Raw genomic sequence first — 22520 nt, forward strand, 5'->3', positions numbered from 1 at the left:
CGGCGCGCCCTGCCGGGCACACCCGCAGGGTCGGTTTTGCCTCAGCGCGGCGGCTCAAACCTCACGGGCACGGTGACGGGTCCACCGAGCGCGTTCACCGGCCTCCAGGGAGCCGGCCCGGTGCGGCGGGCGTTGGGCATGCGCTGCGTCATCACCGTCAGCGCTTCGGCCAGCTCCAACCGGGCGAGATTGGCGCCCAGGCAATAGTGCATGCCGCCCCCGAACGTCTGGATCGGCGGGCAGCCCACGCGGGTGATGTCGAGACGGCTGGGGTCGGCATAGACGGCGGGGTCCCGGTTGGCCGCGCCGGTGTTGACGACGACGATCGTGCCGGCCGGGATCGTGACGCCGGCGAGTTCGACGTCCTCGAGGGCGACGCGCAAGGTGATGAACGTGATCGGCGAATGACGGATGAGCTCGTGGACCGCCTGGGCGGCCAGCTCGGGCCGCCGGCCCAGCAGTGCCCACTGGTCGGGGTGATCACACAGCACGTGCGCCGCCGCACCCAGCTGCACCCGGGTGGTGTCGGTGCCGGCCATCAGCAGCGCGGCCACCAGCATGCGCAGTTCGTCGGCGGACAGGCGGTCGCCGTCATCCTCGGCGCGGATCAGCTCGGAGATCAGGTCGTCGGTCAGCGCGTCGCGGCGGCAGGCGATCATGTCGTCGAGGTAGGCGTCCAGATCAGCCCAGGCGGCCAAAATGCCCGGCGTCTGCGCCGCGGCGTTCCATCCGAAGGCTTCCAGGATCTGCTCGGTCCAGTCCGAGAACAATTGCCAGTCCTCGGCGGGTGCGCCGAGCAGGGCACAGATGACGGGGATCGGGAATTGGCGGGCGATGTCGGTGACGACGTCGCAGTGGCCGTCGGGACTGACGGCGTCGACCAACCCGGTGATGACGTCGACAATTGTGGTGCGCAGGCGCGCGGCGCCTTTGGGTGTGAAGGCCTTGCTGACCAGCCGGCGTAGTCGGCGGTGCGCGTCCCCATCCAGGCTCATGATGTTGGCAACGAGCCGGTCCCACAACGGGCCGGAAGTGATGCCCTGGGCGGCTAGGAATATGCCCTGCGGCACCCGGAACCGGGGGTCGCGAAGCGCGGTGTGCACCAGATCGTAGGTCAGCAGCTCGGGCCCGTATGGCCCGATGGCGATCGGGGACTGGGCGCGGGCCGCGGCGATGATCGCGTGGGCCTCGTCGGGGTGTTGGGCGTGGCCGTAGTCGATCGACGGTAGCCCAGCTTCGAAGACGCTGGGCCAATCGACGGTGGTGGTCATGGCGGTCCTCCCTGTTCGGATGGTTTCGAGCATGTGGTTCGGCGGGCGTCGAACCATCGGTGAACAACGCGGACATTCCCCGTGGGAGACGTAGCCGAACTGGGCGATTTCGCGTCCGGTTGGATGCGCGCACGCACCGAGCTGTCGGCAATGTGCGGTGCTGGGGAGCCCGACCTACGGGTATTCAACGATGTTTGCGGCCCCGTCCCGGTCGATGCTGGCTAGCATGACCGGAACTGATCCACGCGTGGAGTTGAACTGGAGCGACGTGCTGCCCACGGGAACGGTGACACTGCTGCTGGCCGATGTCGAAGGCTCGACACGGCTGTGGGAGAGCCAGCCCGAGGAGATGACCGCGGCCTTCGCCCGCCTGGATCGCACGCTGGCCGACCTCGTTGTCGCCCACGGCGGGGCACGCCCCGTCGAACAGGGCGAGGGGGACAGCTTCGTGCTGGCGTTCACCCGAGCCAGCGACGCGGTGGGGTGCGCGCTGGCGTTGCAGCGAATCCCGTTGGCACCCATCCGCTTGCGAATCGGGGTCCACACCGGTGAGGTGCAGCTGCGCGACGAAGGTAATTACATCGGGCCGACCATCAACAAGACGGCGCGGTTGCGCGACCTCGCGCACGGCGGCCAGACCGTGCTGTCCGGCGCGACCGAGAGCATGGCCGAAGACTTCCTCCCGGCCGACGCCTGGCTGAACGACCTCGGCAGCTACGAACTGCGCGGCGTCGCCCGTCCGGAGCGGGTCGTGCAGTTGTGTCACCCCGACCTGTGTAACGAGTTCCCACCCTTGCGCACCGCCAAAAGCCCTGCCGCCGAACATCTTCCGGTGCAGCTCACCAGTTTCGTGGGCCGGGTCACCGAGATCGGCGAGGTACGGCACCTGCTGACCGGCGACCGGTTGGTGACGTTGACCGGCGCGGGGGGTGCTGGCAAGACCCGGCTGGCGGTGCAAGTGGCCGGCGGCCTGGCTGCCGAATTCGGTGACGGCGTCTGGTACGTGGACCTGGCGCCGATCACCGGGCCGGAGCTGGTGCCGGTGGTCGTGGGGCGTGCGTTGGGGATGTCGGATCAGCAGGGCCGCCCGCAGGTCGAGGCGATCGCGCGTTTCGTCGCCGATCGGCGGATGCTGGTGGTGCTCGACAACTGCGAGCATCTACTGGACGCGTGCGCCGAGCTGGTCGTCGGGCTGCTGAGCGGATGCCCGGGTTTGACACTGCTGGCGACCAGTCGGGAACCCATCGGTCTTCCCGGCGAGGTCACCTGGAAAATCCCGTCGATGTCCTTGACCGGTGAGGCGATCGAGCTGTTCGCCGACCGCGCCCGCCGCGTGCGGCCGGAGTTCACCATGACAGACGAAAACGCCGGCGCCGTATACGAAATCTGCCGCCGGCTGGACGGCATGCCGTTGGCCATCGAGTTGGCAGCGGCACGTGTTCGGGCACTGTCGCTGGACGAGATCGTCGGCAGCCTGCATGACCGATTCCGGCTGTTGACCGGGGGTTCGCGCATTTCGGTGCGACGCCAGCAGACGTTGCGCGCGTCGGTGGATTGGTCACATGCGTTGCTCACCGAATCTGAGCGAGTGTTGTTCCGGCGGCTTGCGGTCTTCCTGGGCGGGTTCGACCTCGACGCGGCGCAGGCCGTCGCGGCCGTCAGCGCTGTCGAGCGGTATCAGGTCCTCGACCAGCTGACCCTGCTGGTGGACAAGTCGCTGGTGGTCGCCGAGAACGTGGGTCAGCGGACGAGATACCGGCTGCTCGAGACGGTGCGCCAGTATGCCCAGGAGCGGCTCGGTGAATCCGGTGAATCCGATGCCGTGCGGGGGAGCCACCGCGATCACTACGCCGCGATGGCGACCCGGCTCGACGCCCCCGCGGCCACCGGACATCAGCAGCGAGTCGATCAGGTCGAGACCGAGATCGACAACTTGCGTGCGGCATTCGCTTGGAGCCGGGACAACTCCGAGGTCGATAAGGCCTTGCAGATTGCGTCGTCACTGCAACCGCTGTGGCTGACTCGGGGGCGGGTAGGCGAGGGGCTGAGTTGGATCGATGCGGTGCTGGGCGAACTCGACACCGTCCGCTCCGAGGTGCAACCCGAAGTGCTGGCGCGAGCACTGGCCGACGGGGCAATGTTCGACGGCTGGATCGGCACGCAGGATCGGGTGGATCAGGCCCGTGAGGCGCTGGCGATCGCCCGACAACTCGACGACCCAGCCCTCTTGGTCCGCGCGCTGACCGCCTGCTGCGGCACGGCCGCCTTCAGCCGGGAAGAAGCGGCGGGCTACTTCACCGAGGCCATCACGCTGGCCCGCGCCCTCGGCGACAAATGGCGACTGAGCCAACTGCTGGGCTTCTATGCCTACGCAGCCTTGATGGGCGGTGACCCGATCGCGGCGCGTGCCGCCGGCGAAGAAGGACGCGAACTTGCCGACGCGATCGGTGACCGGTTCGCCTCCGGTCAGTGTCGGGGGTGGGGGATCGCTGCGAGCCGGGCGTGGCTGGGTGACCTTCCGGGCGGGATCGCAGAGATGGCGGAGTTGATCTCCGAAGCCGAGGCGGCCGGAGACACCCTGTCCAGGTTCAACGGGTGCATGATCCAGAGCTTCTGCCTCGGGTGGCATGGTGAGCCGGCCGCCGCACTGGCGGCCGCCGAAGCCTCCATCGATGCCGCCGCCGGCCTCGGCGATCTCATCCAGGGACTCGGCTACTTGAACTTGAGTGCCGCGCACCTCGCCGCGGGCGATGTTGCGGCCACCCGGGACGCCATCGCCAAGGGCCACAGCCGCATCCCGCAGGGTGTGTTCGTGACGACGAACATGATATGGATCGCCGAAACTGAGCTTGCGGCAGGCGATCCCGTCGCGGCGCTGCCTTATGCCGATCGAGCCGTGTCAGGAACCACAGGATTTTTTCAGATGAAAGCGTTGATCGTTCGCGCTCGGGTGATGTGGGCCTTGGGCGACGTCGAGGCAGCCGAGCGTGACGCGCACCAAGCGCTCTCGCGCGCGGCCGAAACCCGGGTGCACCTGGGTGTGCCCGACATCTTCGACTTCCTGGCCGCACTGGCCGCCGACGCCCAGCGCTATCCCGAGGCGGCCCGACTCGTCGGTGTGGCGGCAGCCATCCGGCAACGCACCGGTGAGCAGCCGTATGAGATCTACCGCGCTCACCACGAAGCGTTACTGGCTGAGATCCGAGATACGCTGGGCCAGAACGACTTCGACACCGCGTGGGCCGAGGGTAATGGACTGTCTCTCGAGGAGGCGATTAGCTACGCCCAGCGCGGCCGCGGGGAGCGCAAACGCCCATCCAAGGGATGGGCCTCACTCACCCCGACCGAACTGGACGTGGTGCGACTGGTGACTGAGGGCCTGGCTAATAAAGACGTCGCGACAAGGCTTTTCATATCCCGGCGCACCGTCGAAACGCACCTCACCCACATCTACACCAAGCTCAACCTGACGTCGCGCGTCCAACTCGTCCAAGAGGCGGCACGGCACCGCTGATCACAGCTTGCCCGCGAGGCGCCCTAGGATCTCGGCGGTGGGTGCATCGGTTGCCTGCCGATAGCCCGTGCCCGCCCACAGGTGGACGAAGTCCGGTTGACCCGCCGCCGCCGCTGCCTTGCGCAGCGGGCTGGTGAGGTAGTGGATGGCGGGATAGCCCCACGGCGCGTCCGCTTCGTGCGCGTCGATGAACGCGTTGCGCAGGCCGCGGGCGGGGCGACCGGTGAACGCGCGGGTGATCACGGTCTCGGTTCGGGCCGGGTCGAGCAGGGCAGCCTGGTGGGTGGCCGAGGCACCGCTTTCGGTCGCGCGCAGCAGCACGGTGCCGACGACGGCCGCCGCGGCGCCGGCGCGGATGACCTCGGCCACCGCCTGCGGGGTGGCCAGTCCACCGCCGGCGATGACCGGAAGCTCAACCGCGCGGGTGATGTCCGCGACGAGCGTGGTGATCGGAGTCGGGACCAGCGGCTCGGTCGGGGTGAGAGTGCCGGAATGCCCCCCGGCGGTGTGGGCCTGAACCGCTAGAACGTCGACACCCGCGTCGCGGGCGGCCATCGCCTCGGTCCGGTTGGTGACGGTCTGCACGACAATGGTGGCGGCCGCCTGAAGTGCCTTAATCACCCGCGGTGCCGGGATGCCGAAGGTGAAGCTCACCAAGGGGACTGGGTCGTCGAGGAGCAACTGGATCTTTTCCTCGAAGCTGTCGGTGTCTTCGACGGGGTCGGGCGGCAGCGTGAGGCCGAACCGCACGGCGTCGCGTTGGATCTCAGCGGCATACCAGCGATAGAGCTCAGCATCGACCGGCAGCGGGTTGGGCGCAAACACGTTGACGCCGAACGGGATTGACTCGGCGCGCACCTGTCTGACCTGTTCCTCGACGGCTTGCACGGTCTTGTAGCCGGCGGCGACCATGCCCAGACTGCCGGCGCGGCCGGCGGCTGTGATCATGGCCGGGGTGGTGGGGCCGCCTGCCATCGGTGCGGCCAGTACCGGCAGGGTGATTCCGAGCTGCGACAACATGATTCAGCTCCGTCGCAGACCGTCGAGGGCGACATCGGTCACCCGCTCGGCGAGGTCGGCGTTGTATCCCTGCATCGCCTGACACCCCACCAGCAGTGTTTTCACTTCGGGCACACCGACATCCGTCCGTGCGGTACCGGCCTGTTGAGCGGCGTGCAGCAACTCGGCCAGCATGTCCAGGAATTCTTCCTCGGCGAGCGGGACCGCCTTGTTGACGTCTATCCCGATGCCGGCCAGAGCTTCTACGAGCCCCCGGTCGGCGGCGCCCCACTGCAGCACCATCGAGCGCAGGAAGGTGAACAACGCCTGGCCGGCGTCTTCGGATTTCAGCAGGGCGCGACCCTCGTCGATCATGTGGTGCATCCGATCGGCGATCACCGCCTGAAACAACGCGTCTTTCGTCGGGAAATGCCGATAGACGGTGCCCGCGCCCACGCCCGCCCGCCGCGCGATCTCGTCGATCGGCACCGACAGCCCCTCGGCCGCGAAGGTCTGGTAGGCGATATCCAGCACGCGTGCCCGGTTGCGGGCCGCGTCGGCGCGTACCGGCCGCTCGGTGCTGGCCACTGCCTGCCTCCTTCACCCCAACGGTTGACAAAACGGGGCGCACGTTCCGTATAGTAGGGAAAAGCGGAGCGCTCGCCCCGTTTACTGAATACCTTACGCGATGATCCTGCGCAGAGGGTGGCGGCAACTCGCACTTTGTCGCCCTCACCGCAGAGTCAAACTGCTCGAACTAGGAGTTCCCCATGACGAAATGGACCGCCGCCGACATTCCTGACCAGACCGGCCGAACGGCCGTAGTCACCGGCGCGAACACCGGCCTCGGCTTGGAAACGGCTGCCGCGCTCGCCGCCCACGGCGCACGCGTAGTGCTCGCCGTCCGCAACCTGGAGAAGGGCAAGCAGGCCGCCGACCGGATCACGGCCGCGACGCCGGGGGCTGACGTCCAGCTGCAAGAGCTGGACCTCGGCTCACTGGCGTCCGTACGCGAGGCCGCGGCACAACTGCGTTCCACGCATGACCGCATCGATCTGTTGATCAACAACGCCGGCGTCATGTACCCGCCCAAGTCGACCACCGCCGACGGATTCGAAATGCAGTTCGGCACAAACCATCTCGGCCACTTCGCGTTGACCGGGCTGTTGCTGGACCGACTGCTGCCGGTCACGGGCTCGCGCGTCGTCGTGGTCAGCAGCGTCGGACACCGCATCCGTGCCGCAATCCATTTCGACGACCTGCAGTGGGAGCGCAGCTACAGCCGGGTCGGCGCATACGGCCAGTCCAAGCTCGCGAACCTGCTCTTCACCTACGAACTGCAGCGTCGGCTGGCCCCGCACGGCACCACCATCGCAGCGGCTGCGCATCCCGGCGTCTCCGACACCGAGCTGACCCGGCACCTGCCGACGTTGATCGCACGGCTGGGCAAGCCGTTGTTCCAGCCCGCCGAGCTCGGCGCCCTGCCGACGCTGCGGGCCGCCACCGACCCTGCCGTGCAGGGCGGCCAGTACTACGGCCCCGACGGGTTCCAGGAAGTGCGCGGGTACCCGAAACTCGTTGCCTCCAGCGCACAGTCGCACGACGCCGAGCTCCAGCGCCGCCTGTGGGCCGTGTCGGAGGAACTCACCGGAGTCAGCTACGACGTGTAGACCCGACGGCATGGGCTTGAATGGGCCGATGCAGGCGCTGCGGAACATCCTCCTGTTGACGTCCATCGCCGCGACGGCGCTGGTCGGCTGCGGCGCGGGACCGCCGGGTGGCCGGCCCGCGCCCGGGGCGGGCTCCAGCGGAGACTTCGCCGGGCCGGTGGAGATCGGCAACGGGCGGCACCTGTACCTGCAATGCCGGGGCCGCGGCGCCCCGACCGTCATCCTGGAATCCGGCTACCACAACTCGTCGGACCCGTGGAGTAAATCCGACGCCGACGGGCCGGCCAAGGGGCCCGCCGTGTTGCCCGCGCTGGCCGGCACCCACCGGGTGTGCGCCTATGACCGGCCCGGCACACTGCGCGAATCCGACCCGCCCACCATCTCCGACCGCAGTTCACCGGTGCCGATGCCGCGGACGGCGAGCGACGTGGTGAGCGACCTGCATTCGCTGGTCGAGGTCGCGCACCTGCAAGGCCCGTACGTGCTCGTCGGCCACTCGCTGGGCGGGCTCTTCATTCGGCTGTATGCCCAGACCTACCCCGCGCAGGTGCGCGGATTGGTATTTGTCGACGCGTTCGCCGCCGAGATTCCAGACTTGCTGGGATCCGATTGGCCGGCCTACCGGCGGGCGCTGGACGGACCGTTGCCACAGTTCGTGGATTCACCGTCCTTCGAGATGGTCGACATCGACCGCAGCGTCACCCAGGTGGCGACGGCGCCGTCGTTGCCGCCGGTTCCGGCCGTCGTGTTGACCCGGACGGAGCCATTCATCATTCCGCCGGACCTGCCGGCCGACAGGGGCGAGAAATTGGAGCAGGCCTGGCGCGACGCCACCACCGACCTGGTCGCCCTCCGCCCGCAGACCCCGCGGGTCGAGGCGACCGGCAGCGACCACTTCGTGCAGGTGCACCAGCCCGACTTGGTCGCTGCCAGTGTGGAATTGGTGATTCAGCGATCGGCGGGCTGATCCGCGGCGGCGTGCTTTCCGGCGCGACGACCGGCATACACGCAATCGGCGAGCGAGAGTCCGCTGACATATGAGTTGGAGCAGATTCCCGTGGCGGTCCGTCCCGCGCTGTACAGCCCGGGGATCGGCGAACCGGTGCTGTCGAGCACAGCTCCCGTGGTTTCGTCGACCCGGATGCCGCCCAGCGTCAGCATCGGCGTGGGGTTGAGCAGGTTCGGCCGGATCGAGATGTTCAGCAGGGTGAACGGCGGCTTGCTGATCCGGCGGGTGAAGTCCGCGGGCTTGCCGACCGGGTCCGCGGTGCCGGTGTCGATGGCGTTGTTGTGTGCCTGCACCGTGGCGACTAACCCGTCCGGGTCGATGCCGGCACGCTGCGCGACCTCCGGTAGCGAGGCGCCCTTGACGGAGTCGAGGAACATCAGTGCCGCCGATTGGGCGCGCTGAAACCATAACGGCTGCTTGATCATTTGCCGTCGCGCCTCTTTGATCAGCGTCGCATCGGCGAGGAGCCAGCCCTTGCCGTGGTGGTGCCGCACCATTTGATAGCCGACCGCCGCGCCGTAGCGGCTCTCGTCGATGATGCGATCGCCCTGCTCGTCGACGATGATTGCGCTGATGAAAGCGCTTGGGGGCGTGATGAATCGCCACGCCGACACGTTGTCCATCCGCTCGGTGACGGCGCCGGCGCTCTGTGCCATCGCGATACCGCTGCCGTCGTCACCGCTGGTGCCGAGCTGAAGTCCGCCTAAGTATTGGGGCGCAAAGCGTTTGACCCATTCGGTGTTGGCCATGTAACCGCCGGCGCAGATGATCACCCCGCGTCGCGCCTGGATCCGCACCGGCCGGGCGTAACGCCGCTCGAGCCGGCGCAGTTGTCGTTCCACCTGTGCGCGCAGCGGCGGATAGTAGATACCCGGCTTGGTCGACAGGCCGGCCAGCCTGGAGTACCGCTGCTGGATGCGCGGCGGCGCGTGGCGCATCGTCGTGGCCTCCACCCCGATCACGCGGCCGTCGGCGTCCTGGATCAATTTGTTGACCACCGTGTGTGGCGAGAATCGAGCCCCCAGTGCCACAGCCGATTTCGCCAGCGGCTCGTACATCTTCTTGCCCGAGGTGCCTTTGCCCTTCACTCGGTGCCCGCGCTGCACGGGCGGCGTCAGGGCACGAAACTCACCGGCGTTCTCACTGCCCGAGTGGTACAGGTAGTAGTGGTTGTTGGGGTAGGACGTCTTGTACGGGCACACCGTCGAATCGAACGGCACGCCGTAATCGCTGAGCCACCGGATCATCTCGGGGCTGCCCGCCACGAAGGACTCCAGGGTTTGCGGGCTAACGGCGTCGCCGACTTCGCGGCGAAGATACGTCAGCATCTGCTCGTAGCTGTCGCTCACACCGGCTTGCTGTTGCACCCAGGTGCCGCCGCCGGCGTAGATGATGCCGCCGGACACGGCGGTCGAACCGCCACCGTTGGCGCGATCCAACGCCAGCACGTCGGCACCGTTCTCGCGGGCGGCGATGGCCGCGCAGGTGCCCGCGGCGCCGAACCCGACCACCACCACGTCGGCTGATTCGGTGAAGTTTGTCGATTCGACCGTGCTCATCGCCCAACTCCCATCAAGCTCGTTCTCCGCTCGTGGACTCTAGAGCGCCACCGTGTCGCGATGGGCGTGATCGGCCGTTGTGGCGTATCTCGCCTCGCGCTGAACCCGCGCCACCTGTCAGGTCGGCAACCGGTCAGGTCGGCAACCGAGGGGCTCACACGCGCAGCTTAGTGACCAAGCGCTTGCTTGGTCAATGCATGGCCCGAAGCGTTCCAACACCGCGCGATCGGACCACTACAGCCGCTCGATGATGGTGACGTTGGCGGTTCCCCCGCCTTCGCACATCGTCTGCAGCCCGTACCGGCCGCCGGTGCGCTCGAGCTCGTTGAGCATGGTGGTGAACAGCTTGGCCCCGGTGGCACCCAGCGGATGACCGAGTGCGATCGCACCTCCGTTGGGATTCACCTTCGCCGGGTCGGCCTTGATCTCTTTGAGCCACGCGAGAACTACCGGTGCGAAGGCTTCGTTGATCTCCACCGTATCGATGTCGTCAATGGCGAGCCCGGTCTTCTCCAGTGCGTACTGGGTCGCGGGAATGGGTCCGGTCAGCATGAACACCGGGTCGGCGCCACGCGCACTGATGTGGTGAATGCGAGCCCGTGGTGTCAGCCCGTGGTCTTTGACGGCCTGTTCGGACGCCAGCAGGACCGCGCTCGCACCATCCGAAATCTGACTGGCCAGCGCGGCTGTCACCCGTCCGCCCTCGGTCAACGTCTTGAGCTGGGCCATCTTCTCCAGCGTCGTTTCGCGCGGACCTTCGTCGGTGCGGAAGTCACCGACCCGCACGATCTCGTTGTCGAAATGCTTGGCCCGGATTGCCGATAGCGCGCGCTCGTGACTGGACAGCGCGAATTCCTCCATCTCCTCCCGGGACAGATTCCATTTCTCCGCGATCAGCTCGGCGCCCCGGAACTGGGATATCTCTTCGTCGCCGTAGCGGTGCCGCCATCCCTCGGATTCCGCTGTCGCGCTGGTGAAGCCGTACTGTTCACCGGCCCGCCTGGCCGAGGAAATCGGGATCCGGCTCATGCTCTGCATGCCACCGGCCAGGATGATGTCCGCGGTTCCGGCCATGATTGCCTGTGCACCAAACGAAATGGCCTGTTGGCTGGATCCGCACTGCCGGTCGACGGTGACGCCGGGAACTTCCTCGGGATAGCCCGCGGCCAGCCATGAAGTCCGGCCGATGTTGCCGGACTGGCCGCCGATCGCATCGACGCACCCGACGATGACGTCGTCGACGGCACCGGGGTCGACGTCGACCCTGCTGAACAACCCTTGAAAAACGTGTGCGCCCAGATCAATTGGATGCATACCGGCGAGCGATCCGTTGCGCTTGCCGACCGCGGTACGGACAGCCTCCACGATGTAGACCTCTGGCATTTCAAGCTCCTTCGTTCATGATCCCGCCGAGGAAGAGGTCGAGATACTGCCGGCCCGAGTTGCTCCGCGGTGCGGGGCGCCTGCGCGCTCCACGGCGGCAGAGTAACAACCAAGCGCTTGCTTGGTCAACGCATCCGTCGTACCTTGAAGCGGCAGGAAGACGATCATGCGCGGCCGGCCCGCCAGCCCCGGATGAGCCGACTCCGGTGCCGCAGCACCGACAAGGAAGGTTGAGACCATTGACGGTTCCCCACCAGCCAGACGTCGTAACCTATTCCGTGACAGATGATTTGGCCCTGGTGACGATGAATCGCCCCCGATATCGCAATGCCCAGAATTCGGTGATGACGTACGCTCTCGACGCCGCGTTCCGGCGAGCCGTGGAGGATGATGCGGTCAAGGTGATAGTCCTCGCCGGTAGCGGTGAGCACTTCAGCGCCGGACATGACATCGGTTCACCGGGCCGGGATCACCATGTGCGTTATGACAACGAAGCGGTGCTTTGGTGGGACCACGTGGCCAAATCAGGGGGAGACCAGCGCTTCGCCCGGGAAATGGAGGTTTACCTGGGCATGTGCCGGCGTTGGCGGGAGATGCCGAAGCCGGTGATTGCGATGGTGCAGGGTGCCTGCATCGCGGGCGGATTGATGCTTGCGTGGGTGTGCGATCTGATCGTGGCGTCGACAGATGCGTTCTTCTCCGACCCGGTCGTGCGCATGGGGATCCCGGGCGCCGAGTACTTCGCACATCCGTGGGTGCTCGGATCCCGGTTCGCGAAGGAAATCCTCTACACGGGTGATCGATTCACGGCGCAGCGCGCCTACGAGGTGGGCATGGTGAACCGGGTGGTTCCGCGCGAGCACCTGGAGCGGGAGACCTTTGCCCTCGCAGCACGCATCGCGAAGATGCCCCGGTTCGGTCTTGCGCTCGCCAAGAAAGCGGTGAATCAGTGTGAAGACCAGATGGGTATGCGGAACGGAATCGATGCGGTGTTCGGACTACATCATTTCGCGCACGCCCACAACGCCGAGGTGGGGGCAGGTCCGTTGGGCGGGGTAGACGTGAAAGACATGGCGCGCGAACGATGATCGGCTCCGTCGCCGCGCCAGCGGCAGCGTTCGTCACAGCGCCTGGCGGCAGCGTTATTCGCCGCCGGCATCGGCATCGGCATCGGCATCGGTATCGACATTGACATCGGTATCGATGACGACCGCGGTGACGTTGTCCGGCCCACCCGCCCGCAGGGCCGCCTCGATCAGCGCCTCGCACGCGCCGGCCGGGTCCGGATGCGAATCCAGGATCTGCGCCAGCGACGGGTCGTCGACCACCCCGTGCAGCCCGTCGCTGGACAGCAGGATCCGGTCACCTGGCAGCAGTTCCACCGCCGCCGCGTCGGGCAACGCTCGCGGGAACATCGCCACATGCCGGGTGAGTATCGCCCGCGCGGGATGGCGCTCGGCCTCCTCGACGGAGACCTCGCCGGCGTCGATCATGTCCTGAATCACGCTGTGGTCCCGCGTGATCTGCTGCAACCGTTGGTCGCGGAACAGGTAGGCCCGGCTGTCGCCGAGGTGGGCGACCAAGGCCCGGCTTCCGGCGACCATGACGGCCACCACCGTGGTGTTGGCGCCGGCGGCGCGGTCGTCGGTGCTCGCGAAAACCCGGAAGTCGTCGCAATATTCGACGAGGGCACGCCCCAGCAGATCGGCGGCGGCTTCGTCGTCGAGGTTATCGGGCTTGAGATGACGGCTCACGTACGTCGGCAGTAGTTCGACCACCAGAGCGGCCGCCAAGGCGCCATCGGTGCTGCAGGCCACGCCGTCGGCCACGATGAACAGCGAGCGGTCCGGATAGACGCCCCAGCTGTCCTGATTGGTGGCGCGAATCCGGCCGATGTCGGACAGGCCGGCGAACTTCGGCCCTGCGGACGCCGTCATCGCTGAGAACCGTTGTCGCCGCCGGTCATCCGCTCGGATTGGGGCAGGTCGAGATAGCGCTCCAGATTGCGGTGCATGTTGATCACCCGGCGCTCTTCGTTGGAGAGCACCAAGTGGGTGAAGCCGGGCTGATGCAGGCCGCGCTGCAGGCCCGGAAGCACCCGGATGTCCTGGGTCAGTACGATGCCGGGTTCGGCGTCCGCGGCCGATATCCGCACGTCGGTCGGCTTGTTGCGTCCGGCTCCCGGCGCCATCCGCGTCATCAGGAACATGGTCAGCTCACCGTGATCGGGGTCGGCCCCGGGCCGGGAGGTCATGATGGTCAGGTGGTCGGCGTTGACCAGAAACGTCATGTTCGGGAACACGTTGTACTGGTGCAGGCGGGTGACCCGGTCGGTGTCGGCCCAGTCCAGATCGACCCCGCGGCCGGCGGCAAAGGACCGGGTGCGCGCCGCGATCAGGTCGGCGACGGTCTGTCCGGGCTCGCGTTCGGCGGCGGGAAACGGGGTGCCTTCAGCCGCGCCCATCAGGGCGCCCTGGGTGTAAACGTAAGCGTCCCAGACTTCTTCGTCGCTCAACGCGCCGTCGAAGCGTGGGCTCTGCACCCCGTACGGTTGATCGGACTTTCCCGCGTGCCGCCAGATCTGCTGTGGCGCATGGATATCGTCCACACAGCGCAGCAGCTCCGGATGCAGCGTCTGGATGTGATAGGTCTCGCTGTACCCGTCCGCGATCGTCTTCCAGTTCGCCTCGACCTCCACGGTCAGCGTTGCGTAGCAACGGAAGTCGTCGATGCGGCACCAGGCGATGTCCGTTGGAATCTCGTCCAGGTATTCGGCGAGTGGCATCGCGTCGAGATCGAGGTTGACGAAGACCATGCCTCCGAAGACGTCGACCCGGGCCGGGACCAACGGGAAGTCGGACATCCGCAGCGCGCCGAACCCTTTGCGGCCGGGTACTCGCTTGAGCGTGCCGGCCAGGTCCCAGGTCCAGCCGTGATACCCGCACTTGAGTTCGCGCAGCCCCGAACCCGAACCCACGCACAGCGAGTTGCCGCGATGGCGACAGGCGTTCTGGAATGCTCGCAGCGTTCCACCGTCGTCCCGGACGATCAGCACACCGTATGGGCCGCAACGGTATTCGAAGTAGTCACCGGGTTCGGCCACATGGTCGAGCATGCATGCCACCTGCCACACCTTCGGCCACATCCGCTCGGCCTCCAGCGCGGCGAACGCGGGAGAGTAGTACCGCTCGGCCGGCACCCGGGTGGGTGAGGGCGGCGGGGTGCCGATCGCGTCCTCTTCGGCGCGGGCGGGGGCCTTCGCGCCGGCGTGGACAAGGCGTGTCTTCACGGGGGCAGCTTAGCGCGCTCCGCGTACCAGGCGGCCCGGGCGGGCGCCGGTGTCGACGTCGTTGCGGCGGGTCACCGTGCCGCTGACGATCGTGGCCGCATATCCGCTGGCGCCCTGCAGGATTCGACGGCCACCGGCCGGCAGGTCATAGGCCATCGCCGCGGGGTGCAGCCGCAGGGCGTCCAGGTTGATGACATTGAGGTCGGCCTTCTTACCCGGCTCGATGGTGCCCCGATCGGTAAGGCCGAACAGATGAGCGGTATCACGCGACTGCTTGCGAATCACGTACTCCAGCGACAATTTCTCGCCTCGGCTGCGGTCCCGGGCCCAGTGCGTCAGCAGGAAGGTGGGATAGGAAGCGTCGCAGATCATCCCGCAGTGGGCGCCCCCGTCCGACAGGCCCAGTACCCCGGACGGATGCAACATCATCTCGCGGATCGCATCGTGATTGCCGTCGGCGTAGTTGAACAACGGCAACATCAGCATCGCGGTCGCGTCTGCTTCGAGCATCAGGTCGTACAGGGTGGACAGCGGGTCCTCACCGCGCGCCTCGGCGATCGCGGCGACGGTGCGGTCGGGGGTGGGCTCGTAGTCCGGCGGGTTGCCGAGGGCATATAGCCGTCCCAGCGAATGCTGCACCATCGCGAACATGCCGTCGAACAGCACGCCGGGTTCCAGGGGCAGGTCGTCCTCGGACAGGATCGCGGCCTTCACCGCGGGATCGGCCAGGCGCTGGGCCAGCTCTTCGCGGCTGCACTCGGCTTTGAGCCGCCGGTAGGTGGGCCGGTGGGTGAAGCCGTGGTGACCCTGGAATCCGATCATCATGCCGAACGGTCGCGCCGCGATCTGCGGGTGCAACCGACTGCCTTCGGCCGCCGCGGCCGCCGACACGTCCAACTGCTCGCGCCAGAGATTCGGGTCGGCGTCGACCTGGATCAAGGCAAAGGACACCGGCCGGTCGATCTCGCGGCTCAGCCGGCGCATCCAGTCCAATTCCTTCTTGGGCCCGACGATGTCTTCACCCGCCGCCCCCTGCGGCGCCAGCTCGAACACCGCCTGACCGCCGGCGGCCATCGCCCGGCCCAGTCCGAACAATTCCTCTTCGGCGGCGAAGGTGCCGGGCACGGGTTCGCCGTCCATCGCCACGTGGGCCAGGGTGCGAGAGGTCGAGAACCCCAGAGCGCCCGCTTCGACCGCCTCCCGCACCAGCCGCCCCATCGCCTCGATGTCTTCAGGTGTCGCCGGCTCGTTGCGTGCGCCGCGCTCGCCCATCGCATAGGCGCGGATGGCGCCGTGGGCGACCTGGCTTCCCACGTCGATGGAGAACTGTTGCTTGCCGATGGCATCGAGGTATTCGGGATAGGTCTCCCAGCCCCAGGTGATGCCCTCGGTGAGCGCGGTGCCGGGGATGTCTTCGACGCCCTCCATCAGCTTGATCAGCCAGTCCTCGGTGCCGGGCCGTACCGGCGCGAAGCCGACCCCGCAGTTGCCGGTGACCACGGTCGTGACGCCGTGCCCGCTCGACGGCTCCAGCAGGCTGTCCCAGCTGACCTGGCCGTCGTAGTGGGTGTGGATGTCGACGAAGCCCGGCGCCACCACGTGCCCCGTCGCGTCGATGGTCTCGGCGGCGTCCCCCGGCAGTTCCGGGCCGTCGGTGTCGCGGCGCCTGACTTCGACGATTTTGCCGTCCTTGATGCCGATGTCGGCACGAAAGCGTTCCGCGCCGGTGCCGTCCACGACGGTGCCACCGGTGATTTTCAGATCGAACATGGATGCCTCCGAGGCAGGAACAAAGACTGGCCGTCATTACGCTACGACGCGTCGCGTATGTAGGCGACGTTATGCGTCCCACCGGCCTCAGTCAATGAATCCGGAGTAACTGCCGCGTGTCAGCGAGCGGGCGCGGTCAGGCGCTTCCACTTCAGCGTGACCTGGGTGCCGTGCGGGGTGCCGTCAATGTCGGCTTCGTCGGCGAGGACGCGCATCAGCGGGATGCCGCGGCCCCTGGTCAGGTCTCTCGTCCCCCCGCGTTGCCGCCACCTGCCCCGATCCTTGACCGTGACGGCGAGGGTGTCCGACTGGGGGTCATAAGCCGCGCTGACGTCCATCGTCCCGGGGTCGGGGTTGTCGGTGTAGGCGAACTCGGCGGCGTTGGCCAGCGCTTCGCTGACCGCCAGCACCAGATCGCTGAATCGCTCGGCGCCCAGCGTGAAGTGCCGGTCGAGCCAGTTCCGAAACTCGACGCGGATCCGATGGGCGCTGAGCGCATCGGCAGCCACCCGCATGCGGACAAAGCGGGACCGGTCGTCGAGAGGTGTCATGAGAGGGCCGGCGGTCAGCGTGTCCTGCCCTCCCCGGAAAAGCCAGGTTCAGGCACCAGCGATCCAGCTCAGCGCGTTATCCAGGGTCCGGTGCAACGACAGCAGGCTGTCGATGCCCATCAATTTGATCGGACGACTGGTGGCTGGGCCGTCGGCCACCACCGCGAAGCGCGTCGGCGGCGATACCTCGGCCTGCCCGTTGACCAGAACGCTCAGGCCGGCGGAGGCCAAGAACTCGACTTTGGTGAGGTCCACGACCACTGCCGCCGGCTGGGGAGCCAGAGCCGCATGTATGGCCTCGGCCAGCTGCGGCGCGCTGAGCATGTCCACTTCGCCCGAGACGCCGAGCACCACGGCACCGTCCGTCTCGTACTGTTCGACTTCGAATGGGGCTCGATTCACTGAATCGCCGGGTTGATCGACCATGCTGTATCTCAAATCCATCCTTGCGGGAAAACGCTACTTTTCAGACAACCACGCAAAACCGGGGCTGTTGCTTCAACCCGCCGAACACCGCCAGATCCTGCGCCGGGTAAATGTAGCGCAACGGCAGTTAACCGATGTCAATTCTAGGTCACGCGCGAAAAAGGCCCGAATCGCGCCGCGCGGCGGCCGCGCCCAGTCGGACATCGGCACTGGTGACACGGCCCAGAAGGCTGCCCAGCCCTTCTCTGACGAACCCCACTCCTGGGGCTTGCGCACGTTGGTAGCGTCTGGGGATGCTCTTTGCTGCCCTGCGCGATATGCAATGGCGGAAGCGACGCCTCGTTATCGCCATTGTCAGCACCGGACTGATCTTCGGGATGACGCTCGTGATGAGCGGGCTGGCGAATGGCTTCACGGTCGAGGCCCGCAACACGGTGGATTCGCTGGGTGTCGATGCTTTCGTGGTGAAGGACGGCTCGGCCGGGCCCTTTCTCGGGTCGACCCCGTTCCCCGACGTCGACCTGGCCCGGGTGAGAGGCGAGGCCGGAGTTTCGGCGGCGGCGCCGCTGGGCTGCGTCGGGACGATCATGAGAGAGGGCTCGTCGACGCGGAATGTCACCGCCTTCGGGGCGCCCGAACACGGGCCCGGCATGCCGCAGGTTTCGGAAGGACGGGCGCCGTCTCGGCCCGATGAGGTCGCCGCCTCCAGCGTTTTGGGCCGCCACCTGGGCGACACCATCCAGGTGGGCGCCCACACCCTGAAGATCGTCGGCATCGTCCCCAACTCGACCGCGCTGGCGAAAATCCCCAACATCTTCCTGACCACCGAAGGTCTGCAGCAGGTCGCCTACAACGGACAGCCGATGGTCACCTCGATCGGTATCGACGGCACCCCGCGGGCGCTACCCGACGGCTACCGCACCTTCGACCGGGACGGGGCCGTCAAGGACCTGATCCGGCCGCTGAAGGTGGCGGTCAACTCGATCACGATCGTGGCGATCCTGTTGTGGATCGTGGCGGTGCTGATCGTCGGATCGGTGGTGTACCTGTCCGCGCTCGAGCGGGTGCGCGACTTTGCGGTGTTCAAGGCGATCGGGACGCCGACGCGTTCGATCCTGGCCGGGCTGGCGCTGCAGGCGCTGATCGTCTCGCTGCTGGCCGCGGTGGTAGGCGTTATCCTTTCCAAGCTGTTGGCGCCGTTGTTCCCGATGGTCGTCGCGGTGCCGTCACTCGCCTACGTGCTCCTTCCGGTGGTCGCCATCGTCATCGGCCTGCTGGCCAGCCTCGCCGGGCTGAGACGGGTGGTGGCCATTGATCCCGCTCTCGCGTTCGGAGGTCCCTGACCGGTGGGTGATCTGAGCATTCAGAACCTGGTCGTCGAGTACTACAGCGGCGGATATGCCCTACGGCCGATCAACGGGTTGAACCTGGACGTGGCCTCCGGGTCGCTGGTGATCCTGCTGGGGCCGAGTGGGTGCGGTAAGACGACGCTGCTGTCCTGCCTGGGCGGCATCCTGCGACCCAAGTCCGGGGCGATCAAATTCGACGACCTGGACATCACGACGCTGGACGGCGCGGCGCTGGCCAAGTACCGGCGGGACAAGGTCGGCATCGTCTTCCAGGCGTTCAACCTGGTACCCAGCCTTACCGCGCTGGAGAACGTGATGGTGCCGATGCGCGCGGCCGGCATGTCGCGGGCCGCCTCGCGCAAGCGCGCCGTGGAGTTGCTGGAGCGCGTCAACCTCGGTGAACGGATGAAGCACCGCCCGGGCGACCTCAGCGGCGGGCAGCAGCAACGCGTCGCGGTCGCTCGCGCGATTGCCCTGGATCCGCCGTTGATCCTGGCCGACGAGCCCACCGCTCACCTGGACTTCATCCAGGTCGAGGAGGTGCTGCGGCTGATCCGCGAACTCGCCGACGGCGACCGGGTGGTCGTGGTGGCAACCCATGACAGCCGCATGCTGCCGCTGGCCGATCGCGTCGTCGAACTGACTCCCGACTTCGCCGAGACGGATCGGGAACCGGAAACGGTCGAACTGAAGGCCGGCGAGGTGTTGTTCGAGCAGAGCACGATGGGCGAGCTGATCTACGTGGTGAGCGAGGGCGAGATCGAGATCGTGCATGAAATGGCCGACGGCGGTGAGGAACTGTTCAAGGTGGTCGGCCCGGGAGACTACTTCGGCGAGATCGGCGTGCTGTTCCACCTGCCGCGCTCGGCCACCGCCCGCGCCCGCACCGCAGCGACCGTCGTCGGCTACACGGCGCCGGCGTTCCGGGAGCGACTCGGCGCCGGCGGGCTGCGTGACCTGATCGAACATCGCGCGCTGGGCAGGGACTGAACCGTCGGTTGAACGGATCGCGCCACCGCTTCGTGGTGCGGTGTGAGCACGGCTCCTTGAGACTGTGTCGGGACAGCGTGGAGAGGACGGCGGAATGGAAGCGCGCGAGGACGATGAATCCCGGGGGCGCTCCGCGCTGACCCGCCGGGGGGCGCTGCTCGGGATGGGCGCGGTGGCCGGGTTCGCTGCCGTGGACGTCGGCGCGTTCGCCTACGCCGGGGGCTGGCTGCGACCCGACGCGCTGACGCCGGGACGGTTCACCGACCGTTTCGAGGACGTCTACGGACGCCACGACGGTTTTCGCCGTAACCACGCCAAAGGCCTCAGTGCGACAGGAACTTTCGAGAGCAACGGCGCGGGTGCGAGCATCTGCCGGGCTGCGGTGTTCAAGCGTGGCACGGTACCGGTGGTCGGGCGGTTCTCCCTGGGCGGCGGACTACCCGACCAGCCCGACAAGGCCGATACGGTTCGCGGACTGGGCCTGTTGTTTCAGATGCCGGACGGTCAGCAGTGGCGCACCGCGATGATCAATCTGCCGGTGTTCACCGACAGCACCCCGCAGGGGTTCTACGAGCGGCTGCTTGCCGGCAAACCGCAGCCCGACACCGGCAAACCGGACCCGCAGCGGATGGCCGCGTTTCTGCAGCGCCATCCCGAAACCGCGGCGGCGATGAAGATCATCAAGCAGTCACCACCCAGCGCGGGTTTCGCCGACAGTACCTTCAACGGGCTCAACGCGTTTCGCTTCACCAGCGAGTCCGGCGAAACCTTTGCCGTGCGGTGGTCCGTGATTCCGGTCGACGACGGTGGGCAGGCCGCCGCACCGCCGTCGGCCGCCAGGGACTACCTCTTTGACGATCTGATTCGCGCGGTGGCGCAGCGTCCGGTGCGGTGGCGCCTGGTTCTCACCGTCAGTGAGCCCGGTGATCCCACCGACGACGCCACCCGGCCCTGGCCCGATACGCGCCGCACCATCGACGCCGGCACCGTCACCATCACCGCCGTGCAGACCGAAGCGCCGGGCAACGCACGGGATATCAACTTCGACCCGACCGTGCTGCCGGACGGAATTGCCCTGTCCGACGATCCGATTCCCAGGGCCAGGGCGGGTGTGTACGCGCGGTCCTTCACCCGGCGCGCCGAAGAGCCGAAGTCGCCCAGCGAGGTTCGCGTCTGATGACCGAGAAGATCGCTGCCGCAACACGTTTCGCGCTCCCGTCACGGATCTTGCACTGGCTGATGGCGCCGATGGTCATCGCCCAACTGTTCATCGGGGTGACGATGGTCGCGTCGCTGAGCCTCTACCCGCTGCTGCTGGCCGTCCACCGCCCACTCGGTGTGCTGATCCTGATCTTCGCGGTGATCCGCCTGATCAACAGGTGGACCCACACCCTGCCCCCGTTCTTGGCCACCATGGGCCCCGCTGAACGCCGCATCGCCTCGTATTCGGAGTATCTGTTGTACGGGTTGCTGATCATCCAGCCGTTGACCGGGTGGGCGATGCTGTCGGCCGCGCGCAATCCGATCGTCTCGGTGGGCCCGTTTGACCTGCCCGGTATCGCGCCACACAACATCGACATCTACGCGGTGCTGCGCCAGGCTCACGGACTCTTCGCCCTGCTGCTGTTTCTGGCTTTCACCGCACACGTCAGCGCGGTGCTGTTCCACACCTTCGTCCTGCGCGACCGGATCATCGATCGAATGGCGTTGTGGCCGGCCAAACGTCGCGAACCGCTCAGCGGTGGTGCTGACTGAAGAACTGCCAGATGGTGTCGGTGGCGTCCAGCGCCGTGGACGGTTGGGGCAGGCCTAACCGCTCCAAGATGGGGCCGCGGACTCCACCGGGCCACTGGTGGCCGGCGTCAGCGACCGAGATCAACTCGACGGTGCGTCCCTCGGGGCACGCTGCCGTCTCGGTGGTGACCGCGCCGGCGGTGGTCGACGTGGGCGCCGCGCAGCTGTCGATGGTGCGCCAGGCGGCCGTCACCATCGGCACCGGTGGGCCGTCGACCCGCGGAGTCCCGTTGACTTTCAACGCCTTTCCCGGTCCGCCGTTATAGGGGACACTCGCGTCGGCGGTGCCGTGGATCTGCAGCACCGAGGTGGGACGTGCCCGCGAACAATCGGTGACCAGGGTGCCTGCCACCGGTGCGATCGCGGCGAACAGGTCCGTCTCGCACGCCATCCGCAGCGCCATCATGGCGCCGTTCGACATCCCGGTGGCGTACACCCGCGCCGCATCGACGGACGCCTGGCCCTTGATGGCGGCCACGACCGCGCCGATGAATCCGACGTCATCGAGGTTGGTCTCGGACGGATTGCCACAGCACGAACCGGCGTTCCAGGCGCGGCCCTGGCCATCCGGGTAGGCCACCAGGAAATGCCCTTTGTCGGCCTCGGCATCCCAGTGGTAGGAACCTTCCGCCTGGGCGCCGCTACCGAAACCGCCGTGCAGCATGACCACCAACGGTGCGGCGTCCGACAACCCCTGCGGCCGATACACATTGAACGTGCGGGTGGTGCCGGCCCACTCGATGCTCTGCGAGGACTTGCCCACCGGGATGGCCGGGTGCTCGGGCGACCCGACGGCGTGGCCACCGCCGAAACAACCGCCCAGCAGGACAACCAGGGTCGCGATGAGGACAACGATGCCGGCCCGGGCGGATCGAGATGCCATCAGCCCATGGTGACAGCCCAATTCGAGATTGACAAGTTACTTGTCAAAAATGGATCTGATGGC

General features: G+C 67.2%; 19 protein-coding genes. 8 read left to right on the forward strand and 11 right to left on the reverse strand.

Features of this window, described 5'->3' with window-relative positions; all coding sequences use genetic code 11:
- Positions 1-41: 41 nt before the first annotated feature.
- Entirely contained in the window at positions 42-1271 is a 1230-nt protein-coding gene (locus tag C0J29_RS01165; RefSeq protein WP_120791275.1) for a cytochrome P450, read from the reverse strand.
- A gap of 226 nt (positions 1272-1497) precedes the next feature.
- Here C0J29_RS01165 and C0J29_RS01170 point away from each other — a divergent pair, with 226 nt between their 5' ends.
- A complete protein-coding gene (locus tag C0J29_RS01170; protein ID WP_242460594.1) occupies positions 1498-4785 on the forward strand; it encodes a helix-turn-helix transcriptional regulator in 3288 nt (1095 codons plus the stop codon).
- Here C0J29_RS01170 and C0J29_RS01175 read toward each other — a convergent pair whose 3' ends face one another.
- Both C0J29_RS01175 and C0J29_RS01180 read right to left on the reverse strand, forming a co-directional pair.
- Positions 4786-5805 carry an NAD(P)H-dependent flavin oxidoreductase gene (locus C0J29_RS01175; protein WP_120791277.1) on the reverse strand — a complete coding sequence of 340 codons (1020 nt, stop codon included), beginning with the start codon at positions 5803-5805 and terminating at the stop codon, positions 4786-4788.
- 3 nt (positions 5806-5808) lie between these two features.
- Positions 5809-6372 (reverse strand): TetR/AcrR family transcriptional regulator, encoded by a 564-nt coding sequence (locus C0J29_RS01180; protein WP_120791278.1) that lies wholly within the window; start codon positions 6370-6372, stop codon positions 5809-5811.
- Positions 6373-6554: 182 nt separating this feature from the next.
- On the opposite strand from C0J29_RS01180, the gene C0J29_RS01185 reads away from it, so the two are divergent.
- Together C0J29_RS01185 and C0J29_RS01190 are read left to right on the forward strand one after the other, a co-directional pair.
- Positions 6555-7454: an SDR family NAD(P)-dependent oxidoreductase gene (locus tag C0J29_RS01185; protein WP_120791279.1), complete on the forward strand. Its 900-nt coding sequence runs from the start codon at positions 6555-6557 to the stop codon at positions 7452-7454.
- Between the two features lie 10 nt (positions 7455-7464).
- The gene (locus C0J29_RS01190) at positions 7465-8421 is read left to right on the forward strand and encodes an alpha/beta fold hydrolase (protein ID WP_120791280.1); all 957 of its coding nucleotides are present in this window, start codon (positions 7465-7467) and stop codon (positions 8419-8421) included.
- Here C0J29_RS01190 and C0J29_RS01195 read toward each other — a convergent pair.
- On the reverse strand, positions 8403-10022 hold the full coding sequence (locus C0J29_RS01195; RefSeq protein WP_120791281.1) for an FAD-binding protein: 1620 nt from the start codon (positions 10020-10022) through the stop codon (positions 8403-8405). The two genes, C0J29_RS01190 and C0J29_RS01195, sit on opposite strands and share 19 nt — an antisense overlap.
- 234 nt (positions 10023-10256) lie before the next feature.
- Entirely contained in the window at positions 10257-11405 is a 1149-nt protein-coding gene (gene fadA6 / locus C0J29_RS01200) for a steroid 3-ketoacyl-CoA thiolase FadA6 (protein WP_120791282.1), read from the reverse strand.
- Between the two features lie 239 nt (positions 11406-11644).
- On the opposite strand from fadA6, the gene C0J29_RS01205 reads away from it, so the two are divergent.
- On the forward strand, positions 11645-12493 hold the full coding sequence (locus C0J29_RS01205; RefSeq protein WP_120791283.1) for an enoyl-CoA hydratase: 849 nt from the start codon (positions 11645-11647) through the stop codon (positions 12491-12493).
- A 54-nt stretch (positions 12494-12547) separates the two neighbouring features.
- Here C0J29_RS01205 and C0J29_RS01210 read toward each other — a convergent pair whose 3' ends face one another.
- The 5 genes from C0J29_RS01210 to C0J29_RS01230 all read right to left on the reverse strand — a co-directional run bounded on the left by C0J29_RS01210 (position 12548) and on the right by C0J29_RS01230 (position 17441).
- Positions 12548-13342 (reverse strand): PP2C family protein-serine/threonine phosphatase, encoded by a 795-nt coding sequence (locus tag C0J29_RS01210; protein ID WP_120791284.1) that lies wholly within the window; start codon positions 13340-13342, stop codon positions 12548-12550.
- The gene (locus tag C0J29_RS01215) at positions 13339-14694 is read right to left on the reverse strand and encodes an aromatic ring-hydroxylating oxygenase subunit alpha (RefSeq protein WP_120791285.1); all 1356 of its coding nucleotides are present in this window, start codon (positions 14692-14694) and stop codon (positions 13339-13341) included. Before C0J29_RS01215 ends, C0J29_RS01210 begins: the two co-directional genes overlap by 4 nt.
- Positions 14695-14703: 9 nt before the next feature.
- Complete coding sequence (locus C0J29_RS01220; protein ID WP_120791286.1) at positions 14704-16464, reverse strand: N-acyl-D-amino-acid deacylase family protein; 1761 nt, start codon at positions 16462-16464, stop codon at positions 14704-14706.
- Positions 16465-16583: 119 nt separating this feature from the next.
- Positions 16584-17015, reverse strand: coding sequence for an ATP-binding protein (locus tag C0J29_RS01225; protein WP_065045917.1), 432 nt, complete (start codon positions 17013-17015; stop codon positions 16584-16586).
- 48 nt (positions 17016-17063) lie between these two features.
- A complete protein-coding gene (locus C0J29_RS01230) occupies positions 17064-17441 on the reverse strand; it encodes an STAS domain-containing protein (protein WP_065046029.1) in 378 nt (125 codons plus the stop codon).
- A gap of 293 nt (positions 17442-17734) precedes the next feature.
- Between C0J29_RS01230 and C0J29_RS01235 the strand changes: the two genes are divergently transcribed.
- The 4 genes from C0J29_RS01235 to C0J29_RS01250 all read left to right on the forward strand — a co-directional run bounded on the left by C0J29_RS01235 (position 17735) and on the right by C0J29_RS01250 (position 21535).
- Positions 17735-18784 carry an ABC transporter permease gene (locus C0J29_RS01235; protein ID WP_065045916.1) on the forward strand — a complete coding sequence of 350 codons (1050 nt, stop codon included), beginning with the start codon at positions 17735-17737 and terminating at the stop codon, positions 18782-18784.
- Between the two features lie 3 nt (positions 18785-18787).
- Positions 18788-19780, forward strand: coding sequence for an ABC transporter ATP-binding protein (locus tag C0J29_RS01240; RefSeq protein WP_065045915.1), 993 nt, complete (start codon positions 18788-18790; stop codon positions 19778-19780).
- A gap of 94 nt (positions 19781-19874) precedes the next feature.
- A complete protein-coding gene (locus C0J29_RS01245; protein ID WP_242460595.1) occupies positions 19875-20957 on the forward strand; it encodes a catalase family peroxidase in 1083 nt (360 codons plus the stop codon).
- A complete protein-coding gene (locus tag C0J29_RS01250) occupies positions 20957-21535 on the forward strand; it encodes a cytochrome b (protein ID WP_120791287.1) in 579 nt (192 codons plus the stop codon). The genes C0J29_RS01245 and C0J29_RS01250 overlap by 1 nt, the downstream gene beginning before the upstream one ends.
- Here C0J29_RS01250 and C0J29_RS01255 read toward each other — a convergent pair.
- Positions 21516-22457: a CE1 family esterase gene (locus C0J29_RS01255; RefSeq protein ID WP_120791288.1), complete on the reverse strand. Its 942-nt coding sequence runs from the start codon at positions 22455-22457 to the stop codon at positions 21516-21518. The genes C0J29_RS01250 and C0J29_RS01255 overlap by 20 nt on opposite strands.
- Positions 22458-22520: the final 63 nt, after the last annotated feature.

This window comes from Mycobacterium paragordonae, assembly GCF_003614435.1.
Lineage (GTDB): Bacteria > Actinomycetota > Actinomycetes > Mycobacteriales > Mycobacteriaceae > Mycobacterium > Mycobacterium paragordonae.

What these genes read in the sequence shown, in the direction of transcription:
- C0J29_RS01165 (WP_120791275.1), bottom strand. Translation starts at nt 1,271, where the DNA reads ATGACCACCACCGTCGATTGGCCCAGCGTCTTCGAAGCTGGGCTACCG.
- C0J29_RS01170 (WP_242460594.1), top strand. Translation starts at nt 1,498, where the DNA reads ATGACCGGAACTGATCCACGCGTGGAGTTGAACTGGAGCGACGTGCTG.
- C0J29_RS01175 (WP_120791277.1), bottom strand. Translation starts at nt 5,805, where the DNA reads ATGTTGTCGCAGCTCGGAATCACCCTGCCGGTACTGGCCGCACCGATG.
- C0J29_RS01185 (WP_120791279.1), top strand. Translation starts at nt 6,555, where the DNA reads ATGACGAAATGGACCGCCGCCGACATTCCTGACCAGACCGGCCGAACG.
- C0J29_RS01190 (WP_120791280.1), top strand. Translation starts at nt 7,465, where the DNA reads ATGGGCTTGAATGGGCCGATGCAGGCGCTGCGGAACATCCTCCTGTTG.
- C0J29_RS01195 (WP_120791281.1), bottom strand. Translation starts at nt 10,022, where the DNA reads ATGAGCACGGTCGAATCGACAAACTTCACCGAATCAGCCGACGTGGTG.
- fadA6 (WP_120791282.1), bottom strand. Translation starts at nt 11,405, where the DNA reads ATGCCAGAGGTCTACATCGTGGAGGCTGTCCGTACCGCGGTCGGCAAG.
- C0J29_RS01210 (WP_120791284.1), bottom strand. Translation starts at nt 13,342, where the DNA reads ATGACGGCGTCCGCAGGGCCGAAGTTCGCCGGCCTGTCCGACATCGGC.
- C0J29_RS01220 (WP_120791286.1), bottom strand. Translation starts at nt 16,464, where the DNA reads ATGTTCGATCTGAAAATCACCGGTGGCACCGTCGTGGACGGCACCGGC.
- C0J29_RS01225 (WP_065045917.1), bottom strand. Translation starts at nt 17,015, where the DNA reads ATGACACCTCTCGACGACCGGTCCCGCTTTGTCCGCATGCGGGTGGCT.
- C0J29_RS01230 (WP_065046029.1), bottom strand. Translation starts at nt 17,441, where the DNA reads ATGGTCGATCAACCCGGCGATTCAGTGAATCGAGCCCCATTCGAAGTC.
- C0J29_RS01235 (WP_065045916.1), top strand. Translation starts at nt 17,735, where the DNA reads ATGCTCTTTGCTGCCCTGCGCGATATGCAATGGCGGAAGCGACGCCTC.
- C0J29_RS01245 (WP_242460595.1), top strand. Translation starts at nt 19,875, where the DNA reads ATGGAAGCGCGCGAGGACGATGAATCCCGGGGGCGCTCCGCGCTGACC.
- C0J29_RS01250 (WP_120791287.1), top strand. Translation starts at nt 20,957, where the DNA reads ATGACCGAGAAGATCGCTGCCGCAACACGTTTCGCGCTCCCGTCACGG.
- C0J29_RS01255 (WP_120791288.1), bottom strand. Translation starts at nt 22,457, where the DNA reads ATGGCATCTCGATCCGCCCGGGCCGGCATCGTTGTCCTCATCGCGACC.